Source organism: Nocardioides lianchengensis (assembly GCF_900101465.1).
In the GTDB taxonomy this organism is placed as follows: Bacteria; Actinomycetota; Actinomycetes; order Propionibacteriales; family Nocardioidaceae; genus Nocardioides; species Nocardioides lianchengensis.
In genome coordinates, this window is the sequence record NZ_FMZM01000009.1 from 66,358 (window position 1) to 81,340 (window position 14,983).

Here is a 14,983-nt window from a genome sequence, read left to right on the forward strand (position 1 = left end):
TGGCTGCGGGGGTCTCGACGGGCGCTCAGGACTTCGTCCTTCACTGCTCGACCACCGGGGGCAAGGTCGGGCGAATCAGCGCGAGGTGCGCTCGGCGTATGCCGTGGCGGCGGAGTGGACGGCGTCGACGTAGGTCTGCGCGTGGTTGTAGGAGAAGATCGCGTCCGCCCAGCCCTGGCCGGTGGTGAGGTCGTGGCCGTCGGCGCAGAGGTAGCGGGCGGCGGCGTAGGCGGCGTCGTCGAGGTCGTTAGGGTCGCTGACCCCGTCACCGTCGCCATCGGAGCCCCAGATGTCCCAGGTGGTGGGGATGAACTGCATCGGGCCGACCGCGTGGTCCCACCGGTCGTTGCCGTGCCACATCGTGCTCTCGGGCGTCGCGGGGATCGCGGCGAAGCTGCCGGACCCGTCGAGGGCCGGACCGAGGATGCGCGAGGAGGAGTGGCCGTCGGCCTGGAGGACCCGGTCGCCGATCGTGCCGTGCTGGGACTCCACCCAGCCGATGCCGGCGAGCGTCGTCCAGCCCAGCGAGCAGGACTTGTCGACCCGCAGCTGGGCCGTGGCGTAGGCGCGCAGCGCCGGCTCGGGGACGCCCGAGGCCTCGGCGTTGGTGGCGAGCCAGCCCGCGTCGACGACCGGGACTCCGACGGGCTCCCCCGCGGGCGCGACCGGGGCCGCCGCCTCGGCCGGGACGGGCGCGGCGACGTACGCCTGCTGCTGCGATACGTCGATCTCGGCCGGCGCGAGCAGGGTGAGCGAGGCGAGGTAGCCGAGCCCGGCCACGGCGACCAACAGGGCCGCCAGCAGGCCGATGAGTCGAGCAGGACTCACCCGAAACGACCGTTGACGTAGTCGTTCGTGCGCTGGTCCTGCGGGTTGGAGAACATGGCAGCAGTATCCCCGTGCTCGACGATGACGCCGGGGGTGCCCTGGGCGGCGAGGAAGAAGGCGCAGGTGTTCGACACCCGCGCGGCCTGCTGCATGTTGTGGGTCACGATGACGATGGTGACCTCCTTCGCCAGCTCGAGCATGGTCTCCTCGATGACCCGGGTCGACGTCGGGTCGAGGGCCGAGCAGGGCTCGTCCATCAGCAGCACGCGGGGCTTGATGGCCAGGGAGCGGGCGATGCAGAGCCGCTGCTGCTGACCGCCGGAGAGGCCGCCGCCGGGGGCGTCGAGGCGGTCCTTGACCTCGTTCCAGAGGCCACCACGGACCAGGCAGTACTCGACGAGTGCGTCGCGGTCGGACTTGGACGCCTTGGCGCCGGTGAGCTTGAGGCCGGCGAGCACGTTCTCGCGGATGGACATCGCGGGGAACGGATTGGGCTTCTGGAACACCATGCCGATGCTGCGCCGCGCGTCGGTGAGCTTGCGCTGCGGGTCGTAGATGTCGTCGCCGTCGAGCAGCACCTCGCCCGCGAGCTGGGCCGACGGCACCAGCTCGTGCATGCGGTTGAGGATGCGCAGGAAGGTCGACTTGCCGCAGCCGGAGGGGCCGATGAGGGCCGTGATCTGGCCGGCGGGCATGTTCAGCGAGACCCGGTCGAGCACCTTGCGCTCACCGAACCAGGCGGTGATCTCGCGGGCGTCCAGCGCGGCGAGCGGCCGAGTGGGCGGCACGGCGACGTACGCGTCCTCGACGGCGGGGATCTGGGTGGTCGGGGCCTCGGGCAGCGTGCTCATCGGGTTCTCTCAGGGTTGGTACGACGGGGAGCGGGTCCGGGCCCGGGACGCGGAGTGCGCGTCCCGGGCCCGGCCGGGAATCACTTCTTCTTCTTGGCCTTCGCCACCTTGACGGTGACGGCCTTGACCGAGCCGACGCTGTTCGCGTCACCGGCCCAGACGACGCGCAGCTTGTTCTTGCCCGCCTTCAGGCCCTTCTTCAGGGTGAGCTTCGCCTTGCCGTTGACCAGCTTGCCGGAGGCGATGGTCTTGCTGCCCTTGGTGACCTTGATCGTGCCGGTCGCCTTCGCCGACACGCCGGCGAGGGTGACGGTGGCGGTGCCGCGGACGGCCTTGCCGGCCTTGGCAGCCTTCTTCGGGAGGACGACCTTCAGGACGGAGGAGGTCTTCACCCGACCGGCACCGGTGGCCTGCGAGGGCTCGAAGACCGAGCCGGCGGCCGGGACGAACTCGGCGCGGTAGCTGCGGTTGCCCGGGGCCAGACCGGCGACGGTGGTCGTGGCCTGACCCGAGATGAGGGCGACGCCGGCGCGCAGCACCTTCGCGCCGTCGTAGAAGGTCACGGTGCCGCGCGGGGCGGTCGAGCCGGAGACCACGGCGGTGAGCTTGGCGGAGCGAGCGGTGGTGCTGGCGACCGACAGGCGGACCGAGGTCACGACGGCCTGGTTCAGCGTGAAGTTGCTGGTCGAGCTCTGGGTCGGCAGACCGCACTCGCCGCCCTTGGCCTCGGTGGCGAGCTGCTTGAGGCCGCCCTGCTCGATGAACGGCCGGGCCGCGGTCGAGCAGAAGAAGCCGTCCTCGCCGAAGACCGCCTGGACCTTCGGGTCGGTCAGCGAGGACTGCCGCACGACGTTGTAGACCGCACGGTCGGCCTTCCAGCCGGTGCCCGCGGCGTCGCTGGTGAGGCGGAGGCTGCCCTTCAGGAGCTCCGCGCGGCCGAGCGAGAACGGCGCCACGGCGTTCGGGTTGTTCTTGACGGTCGTGTCGTCGTGCTCCTGCACCTCGACGACCGTGCCGGCCAGGGTCACGTCGCTGCCCTTGATGGCCTTCAGCTGGGCCAGGAAGAAGTCGCGGGTGCCAGAGCCGCCCTGCGGGACCTTCGGCGCGATGACGCCGGCCTTGCCGCCGGGGAGCTGGTTCCAGTTGGTGATGTCACCCTCGTAGATGTCCACGATCTGCGCGGGCGTGAGCGACGCCGGGGCGTTGGACGCCACGCTGCCCGAGACCGCGATGCGGAGGGTGTCGAGGCCGAACGGGTAGAGGCGCAGGCCGGCGGCCTTCTCGTTGTCGTTCAGGCCGGAGGACGACCGGGCGAAGTCGAGCTCGACCTGGTTGTTGGCGCCGTAGAGCAGGCCCTTGCCACCGCCGGAGCCGTTCGGACGGTTGATCACCGTGGCGGTCGGGGTCGAGGGCAGGCTGATCGTGTTGGCCGGGGCGGGGGCGGCCGGCTGCGGCTGGGCCGCGTAGCTGGCGACCTTGAACCCGGCGTTCGGGAAGGCCGAGTTGAACGCCTCCGCGACGTAGTGCACCGAACCCATCGTGGTGTCCGAGCCGCCGCCGATCAGGTCCGCCGAGACGGGCGTGAAGCTCGGGTCGAGCTCGTGCTTGGTGTAGACGGCCGAGGCCGGTGCGGCAGTCAGGGCGATCCCCGACACGGCCACCGCAGCGGTGGCCAGGCCGGCGAGCAGCTTGCGTGCGTGCATCAGTTGGATTTCCTTCTCGATGTCGGCCGCGGTGCGGCCTGGTTGGGTTGCGGCTCGATCGTGGGACGGATGTCCCGCTGCCGCGGTCGGTTTGGTCTGGAGTTGGCGTGGTCGCCGTCTGTCGTTCAGACGAGGTTGGGCAGGAGCCGCATCACCACGTCGGTCGTCTGCCAGGCGAGGGCGAGGGCGACCGGGGTCGCCACCACCCACACGAGGACGGCGGAGTAGCGCTGCCGCGCCGCGACGACCGCGAGGGTCAGCGCGAGCAGCAGGGCCAGGCAGAGGGAGAGCAGCGGGAGCGCGGACGACCGATCGGTGGCCATCGGCTTCTCGGCGGCCGGGACGCCGGCCGGCCGGCCGGCCGGTGCCCCGAAGGCCTCCGGCGCCTCGGCGTCGACGTACACGACCTCGCCGGGGCTGAGCGCGGCGAGCCGCCCCTCGCCCTCCGCGCTGATCAGGGTCAGCCGGGCGGTGCCGGCCGGACGTGGCTGGGGCTCGGGGTCGCCGGCCCGGCGCACGCCGAGGACGGTGAACGTCTTGACACCCTGGCCCACGGTCACCGTGATCGGATCGCCCGCCTGGAGGTCGCCGATCTCGCCGAACGGGGCGCCGTACGACGCGCCCCGGCCCATGAGCACCGACTCGCCGTCCTGGCCGGGCAGCACCGAGCTGCGCACGTGTCCCGGTCCGGCGAGCAGGTCGCCGGACGCGGTGCCCTCCACGACGACCTCGTCCATCCCGATCGCCGGCACCTGGACCAGCGCCACCGGAGTGCCCGGGTCGATCGGCTGGTCGCCCATCGGGGCGGTCAGGTTGGCCAGCTGGCCCCTGAAGTCGCGGTAGAGCAGGTCCTGGGACCGCTCGTGGGAGAGCCCGCCCAGCACCAGCATCTGCAGGAAGACCCAGCAGGTGACCAGCGCGACCATCGTGACGGCGGAGGACACACCGGCGACCTTGGCGTCCTGGGGACGGGCGGCCCGTGCTGGGCGAGGAGCCCGCGGGGGTCGGGGAGGCTTGCTGTCGGCCCGCCGCTGCGGCGCCGACGACGGGGTGGGCTCGGTCACCGGGCTGTCCGGTCCGGACATCGTCGTCGTCATCGCCGCCTCGGTCCCTGTACGACGAACCGCAGCAGGCTGGCGAGCGCGATCCCGAGCAGGCCGATGAGCAGCAGCGTCGGCATCACCCGGCTCGCCGTACCGGAGCTGATCGACGCGGTCGGATCGGTCGCCACCGGGGCGGTCGTGGCCGACACCGTCGGCACGGCCGAGGGTGCGGCGCTGGGTGCCACCCCCGTCGGCGCGGCGGCCGGCGGGTCGGCGGCGTCGACGGCGGGCGCAGCGGTGCTCGGGGTCGACGACGGGGTCCCGCTCGGCTTCGGCGTCGGGGCCGGCCGCTGCTTCTCGACCGCGGTCGCGACCTCCTGCGCCGCCGCGTACAGCTCGGCGGTCACCCCCCGCTTGGTGATCGGGAGGAACCCGCCCGGGAGCTGGCCGTTCCCGCTGCCGGGCCGCTGACCCTCGGTGATCGAGACCCGGATGAACTGGGCGACCTTGTCGGCGTCCTCCTGACCCGCGTTGCGGAGCCGGGCGGCGGTGTAGACGACCATCGTCCCCGGGTAGGCCCTCGTGGAGCGACGCAGATCCTGCTGGCTGATCTCGAAGGCGCCGTACCTCTTCTCCCGCTCGGCGAGCTTCACGGCCGCGCCCAGCGAGGCGTCCGTGGCCGCGACGTACGAGCCGCCCTTGGCCTGCAACGCGGCGGTGCGGATGCCGAAGCGAGCGGCGTCACCCAGGCTGACGAGCCCGAGCATGAAGCGGGCGCCGTACGACTGCCGGTCGACCCGGCCCACCTTGTAGAGCGCGGTCGGGGCGTCGTACTCGCACTTGGTCTGCACGTTCGGCCAGGCGTCGAGGAGCGACTCGCTGATGCGACGCATCGTCGGGACCGGGGCGGCCAGCTGGCTGAAGTAGACCGCCGGGTTCTGCTGGCGGCAGGTGCTGCCAGTCTTGGGGATGTACTCGTCGAGCAGGGGCCAGCTGGACCGGGGCAGGGAGACCTTGCGGTAGGCCGGGTTGACCTTCATGCCCCATGGGTCGGCCTTGCCGTTGACGAAGGCCATGGCGGCCTCGTCGGCCGCGATGTAGGCCGTCAGCTGCTCGACGACGTCGGAGGCGTTCGCCAGGCCGAGCAGCGTCGCGCCCGTCTCCTGGGAGTCGAGCTTCAGGCCGGGGTTGAGCTTCGTGAACTCCGGGTCGCTCATCAACCCGAGCGGGTTCTCCTTGATGCCGGGGTGGTCACGCCCGAGGTCGGAGCCCAGGTAGGACTGGGTGAGCAGCTTCGCGAGCAGGCGCGGGTTCAGCCGCAGGCGCTCGTACTCACCGGCGTTGTTCGGACGGTCGATGACGTAGCCGATGCCGAAGCCGGTGACCGCGGTCGGTGCGTAGCCCACCGGGTCGTCGCCCTTGCGCTCGTGCGCGGAGGAGACGATGGCGGCGGCACCGCCGCCCTTCTCCATCAGGTTGAACCCGGCCTCGTCGGACATCTGGTTGTGCTGGAACTTGAACCGCTTCTTGTCCAGGCAGTACGCCGGCGCCCACTGGAGGCCGGCCTGCGCGAGCAGCTCGGAGCCGTAGAAGCCGGTCGCCGGGCGCGAGTCGAGGACGTCGCAGGTGTTCGGCGGCAGGCCGAAGGTGATCGGGACGGTGAACCGGTGCTTCCAGTTCGACGGCGACCACCAGTACGACGGCGAGACCGCCGCGTCGACGCCCTGGCCGGCGAAGTTGCTGGAGCCCGGGAGGTGCTGGCCGCCCCGACGGCAGGCCTGGTCGACCGGCGTCGCCGGACTCTCCTCCTGCGCGCAGCTGAGGCCGACGATCGGGATCACCACCACGGCGCACTTCACCTTGTTGCTGCACCCGAGCGACTCGTTCTCGACGTCGCTGCGGACCTCGAACTGGATCGAGCCGTTGCCCTCGGTATCGGTGAAGGCCGCCACCTCGGCCGGCGGGAACGCTGCGCCGACGGCCGCCTCGGGCGGCATGGTGTCGGACGAGCACGCGGGGAAGGCGGTGCCCTTCAGCGGCCGGAACGGCGTCAGCCGGGTCCAGAGGTCGGGAACGACGGCGCTCTTGCAGGACGCCGGGTTGGGGTCGATGCCGGAGAACGGCTGGCGGTAGTCGGCCGAGGCGTCGAGGTCCTTGGTCCAGACCGCCGCCCCGCGCGAGACCGCCACCTGGGACCGCTGGAGGTTGGTGGCCGTCCAGCAGGTCTCCGGGGTCAGTCGCTGAGCAGCCGCGACGCTCGCGCTGTCGACACCGCGGCACTGCAGGACGACGACCGGGTACTCCTGGGCCATCCCCTTCTCGCCGTACGGGCTGCTCGCGCGGCCACCGCTGGGCTGGGCACCCTTCCAGGCGATGTTGATCCGCTGACGGCCCCGCAGGTTCCGTGTCTGGTCGGCGGTCACCGTGACGTCGTTCTGGATCTGGACCTCGCGCTCCCCCGCGGCGTTGACGAAGACCCGCTCCAGCCTTTTGGTCTGCGAGTACGCCGGCTTGGCCGCGGCCGAGCGGCCGACGACGACCGGCTCGTCGGCCGCGGAGGCACCGACCGGCGCCCACGTCAGCAGGGCCGCTCCGACGAGCGCGACGCCGGCCACGGCCAACGGCCGCTTGCTGCGCTCGGACCACCAGGCGGAGAGGGCGCTCATCGGCGGGCCCCCGTCGTACCGGGACGGCGGCGCAGCGAGGCGGCGTACACCCCGGGCAGGACGACGAGCGCGACCAGCAGCCCGACGGCCAGCCAGCCGAACGGCGCGTTGTCGGCCGGGCGGGACGCCTCGAGCTCGGTGGCGCTCGCGAAGACCGCGGTGTCGGTCGTGGTGCCGGAGCCGTCGTCGGTGACGACGCCGGGGTCGCCGGCCGCGGGGTCGGTCCCGGGAACGGCGGCGTCGGTCGGGGCGTCACCCGGCGCGGCCGTGGCACCGCCACCGGCAGCCGGGGTCTGGGCCCCGCCACCGCCGGCGGCCGGGGCCTGGCTCGGGGTGTCGGCCGGCTTGGCGCCGCCCTGGCCGGTCTCCGTGCCGCACGGGCCGGCGCCGGTCTTGTCGCACGCCTCCGGCTGCGGGGCCTTCTCGGCCAGCAGGTTCTTGTTGAGGTTCTTGCCGTCGAAGGTCGGGTTGTTGCACGACTTCACGTCGCGGTTGGTGACCTCGACCTTCGGGTCCGCGGTCTTCAGCTTGGCCAGCTGCTGGAACCCGGCCTGGACGAGGTTGAGCGGCAGCGGGCTGTAGCCGTACGGGCCGGCCTTCGACTGCCCCGCGCACAGCGAGTAGAACATGAAGTCGGCGATGGTCTGCCGCTTCGCCGTGGTCATCCGGGTGTCGGTCTTCCCGGTGGGGATGATCATGTAGGAGTACGACGAGATCGGGTACGCCCGCGGGTCCTTGTTGGTGTAGACCCCGTCCAGGATCTGCGTCAGGTAGAGCGGGCTGCTCTTGTCCTGGTTGATCTTGGCCTTGGTCAGCGCGACGGCGGTGTTGTACTCCGTCGGCTCGACGAAGTAGCCGGCGGCGTTCTCGACCTTGACGACCGGGTAGTCCTTGTCGAGCGGGTAGGCGTACTCGACGTACCCGATGGTGCCGTTGCCCGCGCTGCTGGCGATGTAGTTCATGACCTGGTCGGAGCCGGCCTGGCTCACCGCGCGTCCCTTGCGGGGGAAGTACGACGTGAGCCCGGACTTGCCGAAGAACTTGCGCCACGGACCGGGGTGGGCCTTGTCCATCCAGGTGGTGAACTGCGCCGTCGTACCGGAGCCGTCGGAGCGGACCACCGGGGTGATCGGCAGCTTGGGGAACGAGCGACCGTTGTTGTCCTTGGTGATCGCCGGGTCGTCCCAGCTGGTGATCTCGTTGGTGAAGATCTTCGTCAGCGTCTCGCCCGACAGCCGCAGGTTGCGGACCTTCTGGTTGCCGATGTTGAGCTGGTAGGTGAAGGCGGTGCCGCCCGCGACGATCGGCAGGTAGGCGTACTCGCGGCCTGCGCTGGTGTCGGCGTTGCCCTGCTCGTCCTTGCCCTGGTAGGGGATCTCGGAGATCGCGAAGTCGGTGCTCTTCAGCGAGAAGTCCTTGCGGCCCTTCGACGAACCGCCGCCGGTGTAGACGACCTGCATGCCGTTGGAGTTCACGTCGGCGATCCACTGCTGGACGATCAGGTCGGACCAGGTGGATCCGGTGCCCTCGATCTGGGCGTAGGTGGCGGCCGCGGCGGTGCCGGGCGTGCTGAAGGTGCACCCCAGCGCGATCAGGATCGCGATGACCGCACGGATGCTGCGGTGACGGGTGGACGGGCGGTTCACGAACGGACCTCCGGAGGACGACGAGCGAACAGACGGGCGCGCAGGGATGGCTTGCCGCCCCGCGGCCGGGCGAGAAGACGGGCGACGACGAAGAGCGCGAGGACGAGGATCAGGAGTACGGCGGCGGCCGCGAAGGCCCGGTCCTCGGCGGTCCCCTGGCCGCTGCGGACGTTGGTGTAGATGAACAGCGGGAGGCTGTTCATCACGCCGTCCGTGGGGTTGGCGACCACGAAGGCGGCGGCACCCGAGGTGAGCAGCACCGGGCTGGTCTCGCCGGCTCCGCGGGCGATGCCGAGGATCAGCGCGGTGGCGAGGCCGGGCCGCGCGGTGGGCAGCACCACGTGCCAGACGGTCTTCCAGCGGCTCGCGCCCAGGGCCAGGCTGGCCTCGCGCAGGCCGCCCGGGACGACCCGGAGGACGACGTCGGAGGCGCGGGCGATGATCGGCAGCATCATCACGCCGAGCGCGAGGCCGGCCGCGAGTCCCGAGCGGGGGTAGCCGAGCGCGACGATGAAGACGCTGTAGATGAAGAGGCCGGCCACGATCGAGGGCAGCGCGGTCATCGCCTCGACGACGGTCCGCACGACCTTGGCGAACTTCCCGCCCACCTCGGTCATGAAGACGGCCGTGCCGATGCCGAGCGGCAGGGTGATCGCGACCGCGATGGACAGCTGGACGATCGTGCCGACGATCGCGTGCAGCACGCCGCCCTCGGTGAACGGGTCCGACGGCCCGACGCCCGACATGTCCTCGAGGAAGAAGTTGGCGTGCAGCAGCGGCTCCCAGCCGCGGTAGAAGATGTAGCCGATGGTGCTGACCAGGGCCGCGCCGACCAGCACCGCTCCCCCGGTCACCATCGAGCCGGCGACCCGGTCGCGGACCTCGATCAGGCCCCCGTGCATCGCTCCGGTCACCGCCGACATCAGCAGGCCGCAGACGAAGAACACGACCACGAACCACGGCACACCGGCCAGCGGCAGCAGCCGCTGGGTCACCAGCCAGGCCAGCCCGAGCGCCGCGGCCCAGGTGCCCCAGGCGAGGATGCTCTCCTCCGGGCTGGGCCGGCCGAGCGAGGTGCGGGGCTGCGCCGGGGGCGCGTCGTCGTCGAGGACCGGCAGGTACGTCGTACCGCGGGTCGGGGTGGCCTCGACCTCGTCCTGGAAGAGCGTCATCAGGCGTCCGTCCCGGCGCCCGAGCGGCTGCGGTTGACGATCACGGCCGCGGCCGTGTTCACGAGCAGGGTGATGAGGAACAGCACGAAGCCGGCGGCGAGCAGCGCGGAAAGCTGGCTGGCGCTCGCCTCACCGAAGCGGTTGGCGATCAGCGAGCTGATGGTCGAGCTCCCGGTCTCCAGGAGGTTCCACTTGACCTCGAAGGCCACGGAGAGGATCAGGGCGACGGCGATGGTCTCGCCGAGCGCGCGGCCCAGCGCGAGCATGGTGCCGCCGATGATGCCGCCGCGACCGAAGGGCAGCACGACGCTGCGGATCATGCCCCAGCGGGTGGCTCCGAGCGCGAGCGCGGCCTCCTTCTCACCGGGAGGGGTCTGCGAGAACACTTGGCGCATGACGGCGCAGGCCATCGGCATCACCATCATCGACACCGCGATGCCCGCGCAGAAGGCGCTCGAGTAGTAGCGCGAGGCGTCCCAGTACGCCGCGTCCGGGTCGGCCCCACGGACCTGCAGGAACGGCAGCCAGCCGGCGTTCGACTCCAGCCAGCGAGCGAGCTCGGCGGCGTACGGCATGATCAGGAAGTAGCCCCAGATGCCGTAGACGATGGAGGGCACGGCGGCCATCAGGTCGACCATCGAGACCAGGAACGACTTCGCGCCGGCCGGGGCGTACTCGCTGATGTAGAGGGCGGTCAGCAGGGCGAGCGGGAAGGCGATGACCATCGCGACGAAGGCCACGGAGAAGGTGCCGGCCAGGACGCCGGCGATCCCGATCCGATCCTCGTCGGGCAGCCACTGCTCCTCGGTGAAGAAGCTGAAGCCGTAGCGCTTGATGGTCGGGTAGCCCTGCCAGCCGAGGAACAGGCCGACGCCGCCGGTGATGACGAGGACGGAGGCGCCGATGGCCCGCGAGGACCACTCGAACACCGCGTCGGCGCCGGTGGCCTTGCGGGAGATCTTGCGGGGCGTGACCGCGAGGTTGCCGCGGTCGTCGTGCACGGGAAGCGTGGTCACCTGGGATCCATGACTCGGTAGGACGGGCTCGGCGATCGCCGAGCCGCCCTGAGTGTCAGGACCTCTGCGGAACGAAAACGTCTTCTCGCGTGAACGCCGGGAGAACAGCCCAGCGGCCTTTCCCGAACAGGCCAGACGAACGGAAAACGCCTAGTCCGAACGGACTACTCGCACCTAGTCCCGCCCGAGCAGGGCGGTCCTGGGGAGATGGATCAGGGGTGAACTACGGGTGGCGCGGCGGCGCGCTCGGCCTCCGAGCGGAGGATGCAGAACTCGTTGCCCTCGGGGTCGGCCAGGGTCACCCATCCGGAGCCCGGTCCGTACTTCCCGCGGAGGTCGGCGAGCACCGTCGCGCCGTGCTCCAGGAGCACCGCCAGCTCCTCGTCGCGGGTTCCCTCGCGCGGAGCGAGGTCCAGGTGCAGGCGGTTCTTGACGACCTTCTCGTCGGGGACCTCGATGAACAGCAGCTGATGACCGGTCTCGGGGTCCCGGATCATGCACTCCTCATGGCCCGGCTCGTTCGGGTCGCCGTCGATGTCGACGTACCCGAGGACGGGCTTCCACCACTCCGAGAGCTCGTAGGCGTTGCGGCAGTCGATGGTCGTGTGCGAGATGAACGCGGTCATGGCGCCCACTGTGCTGAGGGGCGGGGTCGGGCTCAAGAGAGTTTCATCGGCTGGCCGATGAACCTGGAGCCTGGACGATGAACCTTCGTCGTCCCGGCGTGAGGTTCATCGGCCAGCCGATGAACCTTTGCGGGCGGCCCCTACCAGCGCACCCCGTGCCCGGCCAGCAGCCCGTAGAGCCGCTCGTGCCCCTCGGCGAGCTCCCACCGCTCGGCGTGCAGGCCGGCCACCCGGGCGCCGTCGACGTTCTCCTGCTTGTCGTCGACGAAGAGCACCTCGTCGGAGGGGGCGCCGATCATGGCCACCGCCTTCTCGAAGTACGCCGGGTCGGGCTTGGCCAGGCCGATCTCGCAGGAGTAGACGGCGACGCCGAAGCGGTCCTCGTCGAAGCCGAGGGTCTCGCGCATGTAGCGACCGCGGTGGTGCTCCTGGTTGGTGCCGAGATGGACGCCGTACCCGGCGGCCAGGAGCGCGTCGACCAGGGCGGTCGAGGTCGGGTCGACGACGATCGAGCGCCACATCAGCGGGAACAGGTCGGCGGGGTCGACGTCGACCCCGTGCTGCCGCGCGAGCCGGCCGAACTCGACGAAGAAGTCGATGTCGCCGCGCATCGCCGGCGCGTTGAGGGCGCCGAGGTCGGCGATCAGCTCGGCGGTGATCAGCTCGGCGTACGGTCCCGCGGCCTCGCCGGGCACGCCCGGGTGCTGGAGCACCTCGTCGGCGTCCAGGAGCAGGTGCCGGATCGTCGAGGTCATCCGGCGGAGGTCACGCCGTGGCGGCGGACGAAGTCGACGATCGTGTCGGCCAGCTCGGGGCGGCAGACGATCAGGTCGGGCAGGTAGACGTCGTCCTGGTTGTACTCCAGCGGGCGGCCGTCGATGCGCGAGGTGAACAGACCGGCGGCGCGGGCGACGGCGACCGGGGCCGCGGAGTCCCACTCGTACTGCCCGCCGGCGTGGACGTAGGCGTCGGTCAGGTCGCGGACCACCGACATCACCTTCACCCCGGCCGAGCCCATCGCCACCAGCTCGGCGTCGATCTCGCCGGCCAGCACGGTGACGAACTCCGGCGGCCGGCTCCGGGACACCGCGATCCGCGGCCGCCCCTCCGCCCGCGGAGGTACGACGGGCGCTCCGTCGCCGGTCACGAAGGTCTCCCCCAGCGCCGGCTGCGCGACCGCACCGGCCGTGAGGTCGGCCGGACCGCGCTCCCAGAGCGCGACGTGCACGGCCCAGTCGTCGCGCGGCGGCTCGGAGAACTCGCGGGTGCCGTCGAGCGGGTCGATGATCCACACCCGGTCGGCGGTGAGCCGGACCTTGTCGTCCTTGCCCTCCTCGGAGAGCACGGCGTCGCCGGGGCGGTGCTCGGCGACCAGCGCCATCAGCAGCTCGTGGGCGGCGGCGTCGCCGGCGTCCTTGAGCGCCCGGCCCTCCAGGCCCTCCTGACGCACCTCGAGCAGCCGCCCGCCGGCGGCCTCGGCCAGCCAGGCGGACAGGACGTGGTCGTCGTGCGCGGCGGCGGGGGGCGGCGTACCGGGGTCGAAGGTCACGGCCGTGAGCCTAACGGGGCGCGCCGCCGTTCAGCGGAGGATGCCCACCACCAGGAGGACGGTCCCGGCGAGCATCGCGGGCGCCAGCGTGACGAGCAGCAGGTCGACCACCCGCTCGCGCCCGGGAGCTGCGCGGTGCTCGCCGGCCGCTCCCGGGGCGAACCGGCGCCCGGCACCCCACAGCGCGCCGAGCTGGGTCGCCAGCCAATTCGCGTAGGCGCCGTAGACCAGCAGGCCCAACGCCGCGACCTCCCCGGACCGGGGCAGGTCGAGCCAGGGCCACAGCAGGCCCACCAACACGAGGAACGGACCGTTGGTCACCCCCTGCAGGTGGCTGGCGACGGCCATCCGTGGGTTCCGGTGAGCGGGTACGGCGAGGCCCGTCAGCAGGCCGAGCAGGAACAGCACCAGCCCCAGCACGATCAGCGCGTCCTGCATGCCTGTGCACGCTAGGACGCGTGGGGCCTGCCGCCATCCCCTACGAAGGGGACTAGGAGTTGAAGCGCTGCTGGGTCCGCTCGAGTCCCTCGGCGATCAGCGACTCGACCGCGTCGGCGGCGGTGTCGACGGTGAACGGCACGACCTTGCGCTCGGTCGTGGAGTAGTTCGACAGCACGAAGTCGGCGACCTCCTGGCGACCCGGGGGCCGGCCGATGCCGACCCGCACCCGGTGGAAGTCGCCGGTGCCGAGCGAGGAGCGCATCGACTTCAGGCCGTTGTGGCCGTTGTCGCCGCCGCCGAGCTTGACCCGCATCGTGTCGAACGGGATGTCGAGCTCGTCGTGGATCGCGATGATCCGCTCCGGCGGCACCTTGTAGAAGGTCGCCAGCGCCTTGACCGACCCGCCGACCTCGTTCATGTAGGAGCGGGGGCGGGCCAGGACGACGCGCGGGGCATCGCTGCCGGGCGCGCCGAGCCGGCCCTCGACCACGTCGGAGCGGCCGGACTTGTGGGCGCGGAACGAGCCGCGCATCCGGCTGGCCAGCTCGTCGTTGACGAGGTAGCCGATGTTGTGGCGGTGGCCGGCGTACGAAGGCCCGGGATTGCCGAGGCCGACGACCAGCCACACAGGCGTGCTGGAGTCGGTCACGGCGTCCCGGGCCTTTCGTCGTGCGAGGAAGCGGAAGGTCACTCCTCGGTGGCGGACGCCTCGTCCGAGGACTCCTCGGCGCCGACCTCGTCGACGTCGTTGTCGGCCTCGTCGCGCTCGATGCCGGCCTCGGCCTCGGCCTCCTCCAGCTCGGCCTCGAGGGCCTCGGCGGAGACCTGCTCGGTGATGTTGACGATCAGCGTCTCGGGGTCGAGCGTCAGCGTGGAGCCGGACGGCAGGGTCAGGTCGGACGCCAGGATCTGGGTGCCGGCGGGCAGGCCCTCGATCGAGACCTCGATGGACTCGGGGATGTGGGTCGCCTCGGCCTCGAGCTCGATCTCGGTGGTGTCGGTGACCACGAGGGTGTCGGGGCCGGCCTCGCCGACGAGGAGCACGGGCACCTGCACGGTGACCTTCTCGCCCTTGACGACGACGACGAAGTCGATGTGCTCGATGACCCGGCGGATCGGGTCGACCTGGACCTGCTTGGTCAGGCCGAGCGTGCTCTTGCCGTCGATCTCGAGCTCGAGGAGCGCGTTGGCGCCGCCGTGCTTGAGGGCCATCATCGTGGCGTGGCCCGGCAGGGTCACGTGGACCGGCTCGTTGCCGTGCCCGTAGAGGACGGCCGGGATCTTGTTGTCGCGGCGGATGCGGCGCGCGGCACCCTTGCCGAACTCGGTGCGGGTCTCGGCGGTGATCTTCTCGGACATGCTGGTTCTCCTCGGTGCTGGCTTCTCGGCGTCGGGGGCCTCGGCTCGACGGCTCGGCGCATCCCGGAGGAGTCCAGCCCTGT

14 protein-coding genes are annotated in these 14,983 nt (G+C 71.5%); all 14 read right to left on the reverse strand.

Annotated elements, in window-relative coordinates; translation table 11 throughout:
• Positions 1 to 75: 75 nt before the first annotated feature.
• The gene (locus BLT76_RS16640; protein WP_090858620.1) at positions 76 to 828 is read right to left on the reverse strand and encodes a lytic murein transglycosylase; all 753 of its coding nucleotides are present in this window, start codon (positions 826 to 828) and stop codon (positions 76 to 78) included.
• A complete protein-coding gene (locus BLT76_RS16645; protein ID WP_090858623.1) occupies positions 825 to 1,679 on the reverse strand; it encodes a phosphate ABC transporter ATP-binding protein in 855 nt (284 codons plus the stop codon). The genes BLT76_RS16640 and BLT76_RS16645 overlap by 4 nt, the downstream gene beginning before the upstream one ends.
• A gap of 80 nt (positions 1,680 to 1,759) precedes the next feature.
• Positions 1,760 to 3,382 (reverse strand): Ig-like domain repeat protein, encoded by a 1,623-nt coding sequence (locus tag BLT76_RS16650; RefSeq protein ID WP_090858627.1) that lies wholly within the window; start codon positions 3,380 to 3,382, stop codon positions 1,760 to 1,762.
• Between the two features lie 125 nt (positions 3,383 to 3,507).
• Positions 3,508 to 4,479: a sortase gene (locus tag BLT76_RS16655; protein WP_090858630.1), complete on the reverse strand. Its 972-nt coding sequence runs from the start codon at positions 4,477 to 4,479 to the stop codon at positions 3,508 to 3,510.
• Positions 4,476 to 7,091: a hypothetical protein gene (locus tag BLT76_RS16660; RefSeq protein ID WP_090858633.1), complete on the reverse strand. Its 2,616-nt coding sequence runs from the start codon at positions 7,089 to 7,091 to the stop codon at positions 4,476 to 4,478. The genes BLT76_RS16655 and BLT76_RS16660 overlap by 4 nt, the downstream gene beginning before the upstream one ends.
• Positions 7,088 to 8,737, reverse strand: a complete 1,650-nt coding sequence (locus tag BLT76_RS16665) for a phosphate ABC transporter substrate-binding protein PstS (RefSeq protein WP_090858636.1) — start codon at positions 8,735 to 8,737, stop codon at positions 7,088 to 7,090. Before BLT76_RS16665 ends, BLT76_RS16660 begins: the two co-directional genes overlap by 4 nt.
• Positions 8,734 to 9,909 carry a phosphate ABC transporter permease PstA gene (gene pstA, locus BLT76_RS16670; protein WP_090858639.1) on the reverse strand — a complete coding sequence of 392 codons (1,176 nt, stop codon included), beginning with the start codon at positions 9,907 to 9,909 and terminating at the stop codon, positions 8,734 to 8,736. Before pstA ends, BLT76_RS16665 begins: the two co-directional genes overlap by 4 nt.
• Entirely contained in the window at positions 9,909 to 10,925 is a 1,017-nt protein-coding gene (pstC, locus tag BLT76_RS16675) for a phosphate ABC transporter permease subunit PstC (protein ID WP_244509446.1), read from the reverse strand. The genes pstA and pstC overlap by 1 nt, the downstream gene beginning before the upstream one ends.
• Positions 10,926 to 11,137: 212 nt before the next feature.
• Entirely contained in the window at positions 11,138 to 11,551 is a 414-nt protein-coding gene (locus BLT76_RS16680) for a VOC family protein (protein ID WP_090859166.1), read from the reverse strand.
• A gap of 140 nt (positions 11,552 to 11,691) precedes the next feature.
• Entirely contained in the window at positions 11,692 to 12,306 is a 615-nt protein-coding gene (locus BLT76_RS16685) for an HAD-IA family hydrolase (RefSeq protein WP_090858642.1), read from the reverse strand.
• On the reverse strand, positions 12,303 to 13,100 hold the full coding sequence (locus tag BLT76_RS16690) for a 3'(2'),5'-bisphosphate nucleotidase CysQ (protein WP_090858645.1): 798 nt from the start codon (positions 13,098 to 13,100) through the stop codon (positions 12,303 to 12,305). Before BLT76_RS16690 ends, BLT76_RS16685 begins: the two co-directional genes overlap by 4 nt.
• Before the next feature lie 30 nt (positions 13,101 to 13,130).
• On the reverse strand, positions 13,131 to 13,538 hold the full coding sequence (locus BLT76_RS16695) for a hydrogenase (protein ID WP_090858648.1): 408 nt from the start codon (positions 13,536 to 13,538) through the stop codon (positions 13,131 to 13,133).
• Between the two features lie 52 nt (positions 13,539 to 13,590).
• Positions 13,591 to 14,190, reverse strand: coding sequence for an aminoacyl-tRNA hydrolase (gene pth / locus BLT76_RS16700; RefSeq protein ID WP_090859169.1), 600 nt, complete (start codon positions 14,188 to 14,190; stop codon positions 13,591 to 13,593).
• 38 nt (positions 14,191 to 14,228) lie between these two features.
• Positions 14,229 to 14,900 (reverse strand): 50S ribosomal protein L25/general stress protein Ctc, encoded by a 672-nt coding sequence (locus tag BLT76_RS16705; RefSeq protein ID WP_090858651.1) that lies wholly within the window; start codon positions 14,898 to 14,900, stop codon positions 14,229 to 14,231.
• Between the last annotated feature and the right edge of the window lie 83 nt (positions 14,901 to 14,983).

Coding starts and splice junctions, on each gene's coding strand:
- pstA (WP_090858639.1), bottom strand. CDS start 9,909: ATGACGCTCTTCCAGGACGAGGTCGAGGCCACCCCGACCCGCGGTACG.
- BLT76_RS16705 (WP_090858651.1), bottom strand. CDS start 14,900: ATGTCCGAGAAGATCACCGCCGAGACCCGCACCGAGTTCGGCAAGGGT.
- BLT76_RS16680 (WP_090859166.1), bottom strand. CDS start 11,551: ATGACCGCGTTCATCTCGCACACGACCATCGACTGCCGCAACGCCTAC.
- BLT76_RS16645 (WP_090858623.1), bottom strand. CDS start 1,679: ATGAGCACGCTGCCCGAGGCCCCGACCACCCAGATCCCCGCCGTCGAG.
- BLT76_RS16685 (WP_090858642.1), bottom strand. CDS start 12,306: ATGACCTCGACGATCCGGCACCTGCTCCTGGACGCCGACGAGGTGCTC.
- BLT76_RS16655 (WP_090858630.1), bottom strand. CDS start 4,479: ATGACGACGACGATGTCCGGACCGGACAGCCCGGTGACCGAGCCCACC.
- BLT76_RS16650 (WP_090858627.1), bottom strand. CDS start 3,382: ATGCACGCACGCAAGCTGCTCGCCGGCCTGGCCACCGCTGCGGTGGCC.
- BLT76_RS16660 (WP_090858633.1), bottom strand. CDS start 7,091: ATGAGCGCCCTCTCCGCCTGGTGGTCCGAGCGCAGCAAGCGGCCGTTG.
- BLT76_RS16695 (WP_090858648.1), bottom strand. CDS start 13,538: ATGCAGGACGCGCTGATCGTGCTGGGGCTGGTGCTGTTCCTGCTCGGC.